Below are 3719 nucleotides of genomic sequence, written 5' to 3'. Positions count from 1 at the left end.
CCAGCCCTTGCCCTGGGCCTTGTACTGGCGGGCGATCTGGCTCAGCTCCACCCCTGCCTCACCGGTGAGGACGTTGCGGCCCTTGCCCGCCTCCGGGCTGGAGGCACTGTTGACGCCGGAAAACAGGTTGTCGCTGATGTTGTCCAGGTGACCGCGATATTTCAACCACGGCCCCGCTGGTGAGATATGATCGGTGGTGCATTTGCCCTCGGCCTTGACCAGCACGAGCAGGTCGTCAAGGTCGGTTCCCTCCCAGGCCGGGAAAGCTGCCAACAACTGGAGGCGCTGGCTGCCCGGATGGATGGCAATCCGCACTGCGCCGCCATCGTCAGGCGGCGGTTCAAAGCCCGAGTTTCCGGCGTCGAACCCCCGAGCCGGGAGCTCATTTCCCTTTGGTGGCGTAAGCCGGATACCACCATTGCCGTTGGGTAGGGTGTCGGTGAGCGGGTTGAACGAAAGACGGCCTGCCAGCGCCAGCGCGGTAACAATTTCCGGGCTGGCAATGAACGCCAGAGTAGCGGCGTTGCCATCGTTGCGCCGGGCGAAATTGCGGTTGAATGAGGTGAGGATGGTGTTCTTTTCACCCGCGGCAATATCGTCCCTCTGCCACTGCCCGATGCAAGGACCGCAGGCATTCGCTAATACGATACCGCCGATGCTGGTCAACGTATCCAGCTGGCCGTCCCGTTCGATGGTGGCCCTGATCTGCTCGGAGCCGGGGGTGATCATGAAACCGGTCTTCGTCTTCAGCCCGTGATCGAGGGCCTGCCGGGCGACATGGGCCGCCCGGCTGATGTCCTCATACGATGAGTTGGTGCAGCTGCCAATAAGGGCTACCTTGATCTGGTCTGGGTAGTCATTCTCGCGGACGGCCCTGGCCATGTGGGATATGGGGCGGGCAAGATCGGGCGTAAAGGGGCCTACCACATGGGGCTCCAGGCTGGTCAGATCGATCTCAATGACCTTATCGTAGACCTGTTCCGGGTTGTCCAGCACCTGTTCATCTGCCTGGAGGTTCTGCCGGTGCTGATCTGCCAGGTCGGCAAGGGCATCGCGGCCAGTAGCGCGCAGGTAAGTGGACATGCGCTCATCATAGGGGAACACGGAGGTGGTGGCGCCCAGCTCGGCCCCCATGTTGGTCATGGTCCCTTTGCCGGTGGCGCTGATGGAGCTTGTACCGGGGCCAAAGTACTCAATAATCTTGCCGGTGCCGCCTTTCACGGTGAGGATGCCGGCCAGCTTCAGAATCACGTCTTTGGGCGAAGTCCAGCCCTGTAGCGCGCCGGTGAGGTGCACGCCAATAAGGCCGGGCCAGCGCAGCTCCCAGGGCATCCCCGCCATGACGTCCACCGCGTCCGCTCCGCCCACACCGATGGCCAGCATCCCCAGCCCACCGGCGTTGGGCGTGTGGGAGTCGGTGCCAATCATGAGACCGCCGGGAAAGGCGTAGTTCTCCAGCACGACCTGGTGAATGATACCTGAGCCCGGCCTCCAGAATCCGATGCCGTACTTGTTGGACGCGCTCCTGAGGAATGCGTAAACCTCATCATTATCTCTCAGGGCCTTGGACAGGTCGCTACTCGCATTCACCTGGGCGCGGATCAGGTGATCGCAATGAACCGTGGTGGGCACGGCGGTCGTGTCCCGGCCGCTGCGCATGAATTGCAGCAGCGCCATCTGGGCAGTGGCATCCTGAAGGGCGACACGGTCGGGATCAAGATAGGCATACGTGACGCCGCGCTGGGGCAGGCTAGCTGCCAATCCTCTGGCGAGGTGGGCGAATAAGATCTTCTCAGTGAGTGCCAGGGGTCGCCCCAACCGTTCACGGGCCTGCGGCACCTGCTCCTCAAGCCTTGAGTACAGGTGTTCAATAATCTCCATCGTATTCTTCATGTACGTCGTCAGAACAATGTGAGCTACTCGGGCCTAAAACTAAGAGATGCATTTTGCGTTTCCAAGGTTTAGCAGACGCCTCCTCGGATGTGATCCTTAGTTGATCGTTGCCTCTCGGGCAAGGATCTCTCCATCCCGCCCAAATGCAAAAGCCCCACAGATCTCTGACCCGTGGGGGTTCCTGTCAGGTTGGCAGATACCAACTATCTCAGCCGTGAGGCACACTCAGGGCACAGTGACATCCTAAACTACTGTTTTTATTGACCAATCGTCGGGCTCATAACCCAAACGTCTGGTGCAAGATCCCCTTTTCGATTTCCAACTACTTCAGCAGCGCCATCTTGATGGGATGGGAATAATCCGTCGTTACCATAGCTACTGGTCACCACGGGACACTATAGGTCAATTTCCTGAGACGCCGAACAGAGGTCGGTGATCAGATATTCAACATTGCAGCCTTCATTAGGCATTCTTTATACTCTTGTTCACCATCAGAATCCCAAGTGATGCCGCTTCCAACGGAATATCTGGTGCTGTTATTCGCTCTTTCCCGGATCAGGGTTCTGATGGCTACATTGAAGCAGGCCTGTCGGTCGGGAGCCCACCAACCTATCGTACCACAATAAACCTGACGGGGATAGGGCTCAACAGTATGTATCAATTCCAAGGTCTTGATTTTCGGGGCTCCTGTAACCGAGGCCGGGGGAAAGAGATGACGCATGATTAATGGGATGCTCACGTCGACTTCGGCGGAGATTGTGGAGGTCATTTGCCAAACGGTCCGGAAATCTTCCAGTTCGAAGATCTTATCCACCTTGACCGATCCGGTTTTGGCGATCTTTCCCAGGTCGTTGCGCATCATATCCACAATCATGAGATTTTCGGCCATTTCCTTAGGAGAATTTTGCAGCTCATGAGCTAATTCCCGATCCTCGTGCCCATGCTGACCCCGAGGACGGGTGCCCTTCATGGGCTTGCTAACAATGCGGCTACCATCCAGTTTCCAAAATAACTCCGGAGAAAGCGATATGATATCATTAGCTCCTCCGTCCAAGTAGGCCGCGTAGTCCACAGGCTGGGCCTCAAACATGCCATATAGCAATTCCTGCGGAGAGCCATCCAAGGTACCCTCGAGTGGAAAGGTCAGGTTAACTTGATAGGTCTGTCCCTCTCTTATACTGCTTTTAATAACATCAAACGCCGCATGATAAGTAGCTGGGGACATGAGGGGGCGCCACGGAGATTTCGCAATATTGATCTGGGCTGGATCTTTCCGCGGTTTTGTGGTTTCCTTTTGCGCATAAATCCCAAACCAGAGGAGCGGGAATTCGCCCGCTTCATGGACTTTGAAAGCAGGATCGAAGGCCGGTGCGGCTTCAAACGATAGGAATCCGGCTGCATAATAGCCCTGCTCTACCAGGCCTTCAACTTCCTTTAGCAAAGAACCAACAAGGTTGACCTGATGAGTAGTGATCACGCGCTGGAGATCCCTGAAAATAATCTGGCCGCTGCGTGACAGGAAAATCGGATCGTTCATGGTGTGATGATCCCGCTTCAGTCCGTGGAAGTTGCAAATAGCGACGTTACGTCGTCAAACCGATGTGAGCTACTTGAGTCTATAGCTAAGAGACACCCACACGTTTCCAAGCATTCGTCACTGCCCCAAATGAAGCGTTGCTCGTCGATTACCACACACCCGGAAGCAGGCGATAACTGACTTGCCGGGCATATTCGGAATAACCATCCAATTCGGTCTGCAGGGTCCGATCTTCCAGTGCGGTGCGGACTATGAACAGCAGTGCCATCAAACCGCCGATGGCGAGCGC

The 3719-nt window shown here is 56.6% G+C and carries 2 protein-coding genes; both read right to left on the bottom strand.

Annotation, left to right across the window (positions count from 1 at the left end; translation table 11 throughout):
• Window positions 1-1893, bottom strand: a 1893-nt coding sequence (locus tag IH971_11080) for an aconitate hydratase (GenBank protein MCH7498371.1), incomplete at its 3' end; no start/stop codon positions are given.
• Window positions 1894-2329: 436 nt separating this feature from the next.
• Window positions 2330-3430: an aminodeoxychorismate synthase component I gene (gene pabB / locus IH971_11075; protein ID MCH7498370.1), complete on the bottom strand. Its 1101-nt coding sequence runs from the start codon at window positions 3428-3430 to the stop codon at window positions 2330-2332.
• Between the last annotated feature and the right edge of the window lie 289 nt (window positions 3431-3719).

The sequence above is a fragment of the Candidatus Neomarinimicrobiota bacterium genome, assembly GCA_022560655.1.
Taxonomy (GTDB): Bacteria; Fidelibacterota; Marinisomatia; order SCGC-AAA003-L08; family TS1B11; genus JADFSS01.
Note: the sequence above shows the minus strand (reverse complement) of the source record. Positions and strands in the feature narration are given on the sequence as shown.